General features: G+C 70.0%; 4 protein-coding genes. 1 reads left to right on the top strand and 3 read right to left on the bottom strand.

Features of this window, described 5'->3' with window-relative positions:
- Positions 1–657 precede the first annotated feature (657 nt).
- Complete coding sequence (locus ABEA10_RS31945; RefSeq protein WP_345470250.1) at positions 658–1,296, bottom strand: LmeA family phospholipid-binding protein; 639 nt, start codon at positions 1,294–1,296, stop codon at positions 658–660.
- Positions 1,297–1,490: 194 nt separating this feature from the next.
- On the opposite strand from ABEA10_RS31945, the gene ABEA10_RS31940 reads away from it, so the two are divergent.
- Positions 1,491–3,824, top strand: a complete 2,334-nt coding sequence (locus ABEA10_RS31940) for an FHA domain-containing protein (RefSeq protein WP_345470248.1) — start codon at positions 1,491–1,493, stop codon at positions 3,822–3,824.
- 39 nt (positions 3,825–3,863) lie between these two features.
- On the opposite strand, the gene ABEA10_RS31935 is transcribed toward ABEA10_RS31940, so the two are convergent.
- Together ABEA10_RS31935 and ABEA10_RS31930 are read right to left on the bottom strand one after the other, a co-directional pair.
- Positions 3,864–4,991, bottom strand: a complete 1,128-nt coding sequence (locus ABEA10_RS31935) for a hypothetical protein (protein WP_345470247.1) — start codon at positions 4,989–4,991, stop codon at positions 3,864–3,866.
- Between the two features lie 55 nt (positions 4,992–5,046).
- Positions 5,047–6,261: a PP2C family protein-serine/threonine phosphatase gene (locus ABEA10_RS31930; RefSeq protein ID WP_345470245.1), complete on the bottom strand. Its 1,215-nt coding sequence runs from the start codon at positions 6,259–6,261 to the stop codon at positions 5,047–5,049.
- Between the last annotated feature and the right edge of the window lie 7 nt (positions 6,262–6,268).

Genomic DNA, 6,268 nt, shown 5'->3' with positions numbered 1-6,268 from the left:
ATCTTGCCAAAGGAATCCAAAACCAAACCAGAACAACCCACCCACGGTGAGCCACCCCAGCCCGATCGAGGACCAAAAGGCACTGGCTTTTAACACACTGTTGAGTTCTCAAGAAACGGACACACACCATCGAAGACCCTTGCAGGATCCCCTCTGGGGCATTTCCTCTACCTTAGCCTTTTCCCGTTTCCTTTGTCGAATTGGCTCCGACTCCGAAAACAAGAATCCCATTTCCGCATCGTCCGCCGAATCAACCAACGAACAACACGAACTCGACACGCAGCCACCACGAAGGACAAAATCCATCGAGGTGATCACTCATCGAAGGGAGCCCCACCGGGCCGGCCGCCCAACCAGGCGTCCTGCGTCCCGTTCACCGGGGAGACCCCATCGTATCCGCTCGTCCCAGTGCTTGCGCCCGGACTCGCCGATTCGATGCCGACTCCCCGCCAGGTCTGGGAACCTTTCGGCTTCCTGTCCCGTTTGGGGCGAAGGGAACATTACGTTCGTCCCGGACCTTGGTCAAATCGAGGACCGGCGTCACTCCATCCTCGCAGGTCACAGTCGCCTCAGCGAGAGGCACACCCCCGCTGACCTGCACGACCGAACACCGGCCGGCGACCAGCCGGGGGAGACGTACGGACCTCGACGGCTCGCTCAGTCGCTGAACTTCAGGTGTGACCCGGTGATCCGCAGCGCGATCCCCTTCGAGGACACCTTCAGGCTCTTGAAGCTCAGTCCCATCGGCAGGCCCGTGACGGGCACCGTGAAGTCGAGGTCGTCGCCCAGGTCCGACAGCGGGAACCCCTCCACCGACACCGCGTGCACCCGTATGCCGTCGCCGACCTTGGTGACCTTCGCGGTCGCGGTGGCGGTCGCCACCTCCAGGTCCACCTTCGCCTTGACCGTGTCGGGGCCCGCGGCCGTCAGCGACAGGTCCGGCTCGCCGGCGGCCTTGGTGAGGTCGCCGAACGACACCGTCGCCGTACCGTCCACGCTGCCGATCGTGCCCGAGCGAAAGCCCGAGTCCACCCGTACGTCGTGGGCGTCGCCGTCGATGGTGCTGATCGTCAGCGGGCCCTCCCGTACGTGGTGGGCGGTCAGGTGCCCGTGGGGGAAGTGGCGGTGCAGCACCTGGGTCAGGAACGGAAAGCCGTAGATCGTCACGTCGGGGCGGGCGCCGAACCCCTCTTTCTGGATCTCCGAGGCGATCCGGCGCTCGGCGTACGCGGCCGCGACACGGTCGCCGACGACGGCGAGTCCGGCCAGCACCAGAATGACGATCACAAGGATCACGGGCCACCGGCGCCTCCGCCGCTTCGCGGGGAGATCGGGGCGCGTCAAATCCGACGAGAATGCGCTCATCGGCGTCTTCCACTGCGGGCCGGCATGTCATTCACCCAATTTCACGGACGGCCAACCGTCAATGCCAAAGTACGCCTCGCGAGCAAGATGTGCGTTCGCGGTCATTGGACCTACACTGCGGTGCTATGACGGTCGAGGGCTCCGTCTCATCAGTGGCCCCGCTGGCGCTCGTCGTACGGACCAAGGGGACGGCCCGTACGCTTGAACCTGGCGGGTCCTACCAGGTCGGCCGCGATCCGGCCGCCGACATCAGGGTGGATGACGCCCGGGTGTCGTGGCGGCACGGGGTGCTGCGCACCGATGAGAACGGCTGGATTTTCGAAGACCTGGGCAGCACCAACGGCACTTTCGTGGGCGGCCGCCGGATCAGGCGCGCGGGCATCGAGGGAGAGATCCAGCTCCGGCTGGGCCATCCGGAGAACGGTGTCCAGCTGACCTGCTCGGTTCCGCCGATGATGGACCAGCGGACCGGCGTCGACCGCGACCCGACCTCGATCATCCAGGTACGCACCCGGCGGCTGCGCATCGGCCGTGCGCCCGACAACGACATCGTCCTGCCCGATCTCATCGTCTCCCGTCACCACGCGGAACTGCGCGAAGTCGCCGGCGGACAGCACGAAATCGTCGATCTCGGCGGCCATAACGGCACCTACGTGAATGGCCGACGCGTCACTTCGGCGGTGCTGAAGGAAAGCGACATCGTCGCAATCGGTCGCGCAACTTTTCGCCTCGTCGGGGACGAACTTCGCGAATTCGATGACACCGGCGATATCTCGCTGATCGCCCAGGATCTCCTCGTACGGACCGCCAAGGGCAAGGTCCTGCTCGATCACGTGAGCTTCCCGATCCCGGAGCGATGCCTCGTCGGGGTCATCGGTCCGAGCGGCGCGGGCAAGTCCACCCTGCTCGGCGCGGTGACCGGCACCCGTCCGGCCACCGAGGGCAGCGTCCAGTACGACCACCGCGACCTCTACACGCACTACCCGGAGCTGCGGCACCGCATCGGCCTGGTGCCGCAGGAGGACATCCTGCACACCCAGCTGCCCACGCGGCGGGCGCTGCGGTACGCCGCGGAGCTGCGGTTCCCCGGCGACACCAGCGGGGCCGAACGCGACCGCCGGGTGGACGAGGTCCTGGAAGAACTGGGCCTGACGCCGCACGCGCGGACGCGCATCGACCGGCTGTCCGGCGGCCAGCGCAAGCGCGTGAGCGTGGCGCTCGAACTCCTCACCAAGCCGTCGCTGCTGTTCCTGGACGAGCCGACGTCCGGCCTGGACCCCGGGCTCGACAAGTCCGTCATGGAAATGATGCGGGACCTGGCGCACGACGGCCGCACCATCGTCGTCGTGACGCACAGCGTCGCCAACCTCGACACCTGCGACCGGCTGCTCGTGCTCGTCCCCGGCGGCCGGGTCGCCTTCTACGGGCCGCCGTCGGAGGGGCTGACGTTCTTCGGCAAGCAGAGCTGGGCGGAGGTCTTCCAGGCGTTCGACCGCGAGCCGGACCGCGACTGGGCCACCGAGTTCCAGGTCTCGCCGATGTACTCCCAGTACGTCGTGTCCGGTCTCGACGGCGGGGTCGGCGGGCGGAGGCGCGAGGTGTCGCCGCCGTCCAAGCCGCCGCGCCGGCAGGGCCGCCTGGCCCAGCTCGGCACGCTGTGCCGCCGCTACCTGGCCGTCATCGGCTCCGAACGCAGCTACCTCGCGGTGCTCGGCATCCTGCCGGTCGTGGTCGGCGCGCTGATCCGCGCGGTGCCGGCGCAGTACGGCCTGGCCGGGCCGCCGGGCAAGAACGCCGACGCCGCCTCGCTGCTGCTGACGCTGGTCATCGGCGCGGTCTTCGTCGGCGCCGCCAACGCCGTACGCGAGTTGGTCAAGGAGCGCGCCATCTACCGGCGCGAACGTGCGGCGGGCCTGTCGTCGGGCGTCTACCTGCTGTCCAAGATCCTCATTCTCGGCCTGATCACCGGCGTCCAGGCCGTCCTGCTGGTCGTCATCGGCATGACGGGCCGCAGGATGCCCGCGCACGGCGCGGTGACCTCGCCCCTCCTCGAACTGATCCTCGCGATGGCCGGGCTGGCGATCGTGTCGATGGCGATGGGCCTGCTCATCTCGGCCGCGGTGAGCACGTCGGAGAAGACCATGCCGCTGCTGGTGCTGGTGTCGCTCGCGCAGGTCATCCTGTGCGGCGCGCTGGTCGCGCTGCCGGGCAAGCTCGGCCTCGAACAGCTGGCCTGGCTCGCACCGTCACGCTGGGGCATGGCCGCCACCGCCGCGACCGTCGACCTGAACCACCTGCAGCCGCCGCTGCACGACACGCCGCCCGACGCGCTCTGGCGGCACTCGCGGGCGGCGTGGGTGAAGGACATGAGCGTGCTGGCCGGCCTCGGCGTGGCCTTCCTCGCCATCGCCTGGTGGTGCCTCGAACGCCTGCGCCCCGGGCGCCGTACCCGGCTCTGACCTGCCCTCGACGGAGACCCGGCCCGGGCGGGGTCGCGGTCAGTGGCGCATCCAGGCGTAGCCCATGTTGTCCTCCTCCATGTCCGGCGTGTCGACGACGGCGACGGCGCGATCCGTGTCCGGCAGCCACGCCATGTCCTCGACCCACACGCCGGGCGGGTAGCCGGGGACGGTCTCGCTCAGCCAGGCACGGCCGTCGAAGTGGACGATCGGGGTCCGCACGTCCGAATCCCCGCTCCGGTCGTCGGGCTTGATGCTGGTCCAGACGCCGCCGTGCCGGTCGGCCGCCAGGACGGTGAACGCGCTGATGCCCGACGGAATCGGCTGCGGACGCCAGGCCCGGCCGTCCCAGCGGAGGAGGATCGCCTGGGAGGTGCGCCCGCCGGTCGAGCCTCCCGCCCACACCTCGTTCGCGCTGACCGCGACGACCTTCTCCAGCGATCCCCAGGCGGCCGAGGGCGGCGCCGGCACGGTGGTCCAGCGATCGCCGTCCCAGTGCATGGTCATCACGCGGCCGTCGGTCGTGCCCACGGCCCACACGTCGTCCGGCGAGCGGGCGTCCATGGCATGTATCTCGGCCTGAGGCGGCAGCGGGACCGGCGACCACCTCCCGCCCGACCAGTGGAGGAGGAAGGCCGCCTTGCCGTGCCGGGTGCCGCCTCCGGCCGCCCACGCCGCGTCCGGGCCGGCCACCGCCGCGGCGTCCACCGGGTTGTTCGAAGCGCCGACCGTACCGCCCACGCTCGACCATCCGCCGGTCCAGCGCCACGCCCGACCACTGGCGAACGTCCACACCTGCCCCGCCCTCGACGCGGCCAGCAGGTCGACGTGATCGCTCGCGCCCGGGGGCAGCGGGGCCTGACTCCACCGCCCGCCGGTCCAGCGCAGGATGAGCGGATCGACCTCGTGGTGCCAGCCGGACGCCCAGACCTCGGCGGGACCGACCGCGATGACGCTGCCCAGGCTCGACTGGTCGCCCGCCTCCGCGGACTGGTCCCACTTCGCCGGGCCGGCGCTCAGGGACGGCGTCGGCAACCCGTCGCCCGGCACCCCGCCACGCGGCGCGGAGCCGTGCGGTGAGGCGACCGGGCGCTCCGAGCCGCCCTCGTCCCCGCACGCCGTCAGGGCCGCCACGGCCACCGCCGCCACGAGAATCCGAACGATCATCACGCGATCGTATAAGCGACGTTTCCCACTTACCGACCATCGATGAAGGCGGCGACTACGCGTCCAGGCGGCGCAGGGCGAGCAGGGCGACGTCATCCGGGACGATCTCGCGGCCGACGAGGGACGACATCACGGCGGCACAGACCGCCTCGGCGGGACCCGGCACGATCGACTCGCACAGCCGGCGAAGATTCGTGTCGATCGAGACGTTCCGGCGCTCGATGAGCCCGTCGGTGTAAAAGCACAGCAGGCCGCCGGCGGGGATCTTCACCGTGGCCGCCATGCGCTGCGGGTCGGGATCGAGTCCGATGAGGACACCGGACGGCAGATCGACCGGCACGGCGGGTTCGCCCGGGGCGGCCAGGACCGGCGGCCAGTGCCCGGCCGAGGCGATCCTTGCCCACTCCAGCCGCGGATGGCACACGGCGTACGCCACCGTGGCGATGGCGCCGGGTTCGAAGTGCTGCATCTTGCGGTCGAGCTTGTCCAGGACCTGCGCCGGATCGCTGAACTCCAGCGCGTACGCCCGAAGGGCGCTGCGCATGCGGCCCATCACCACCGCGGCGCTCAGCCCGTGCCCGGCGACATCGCCCATCACCACTCCCAGATCACCGGAGGGAAGGGTGAACACGTCGTACCAGTCTCCGCCGACCGTGGAGACACCCGGGCTGTAGCGCGCCGCCATCTCGACGCCGGGGATGTCGGGAAGGGCCGTGGGCACCAGGCTCCGCTGGAGCGCGCCCGCCGCCGCGCGTTCCCCGCTTGACCTCAGGGACTGCGCCGCCTGCGCGGCCCGGTCGGCGGCGAGCCGCAGCAACTCGACCTCGTCGTCGGTGAAGTGCCGGGTGTGGAACTTACCGACGTGAAGCACGCCCAGCAGGTCGCCTCCGGCCACGAGGGGCACACCGAGCAGCGAGCGGAGACCGCGCTGGACCAGCAAAGGGTTGACCACGTGCGCGGGGTCGACCGTCTGGAGCTGGACGGGCCTTCTCTCGGCCGCCACCCGCCCGGCGAAGCCCCGGCCGACCGGGACGACCGCGCTCTGACGTACCTCTTCCTCCAGCCCCCTCGCGGCGGTCGCGACGAGCCGCGTACGGGACGGGTCGAGCAACAGGACGACCGCCGTGTCGACGTCGAGGATCTCGCGTACGCGCTCCAGCAGCTCGTCCAGCAGCTTTTCACTCGTCATCAGGGACAGAGCCGTGTCGGTGATCGACTGGATCTGCCGCAGCCGATCCGCCGCGGGCCCGATGCCGGGAGAAGTTGTCACCCGACAA

The sequence above is a fragment of the Actinoallomurus oryzae genome (genome assembly GCF_039541955.1).
Classification (GTDB): Bacteria; Actinomycetota; Actinomycetes; order Streptosporangiales; family Streptosporangiaceae; genus Actinoallomurus; species Actinoallomurus oryzae.
Note: the sequence above shows the minus strand (reverse complement) of the source record. Positions and strands in the feature narration are given on the sequence as shown.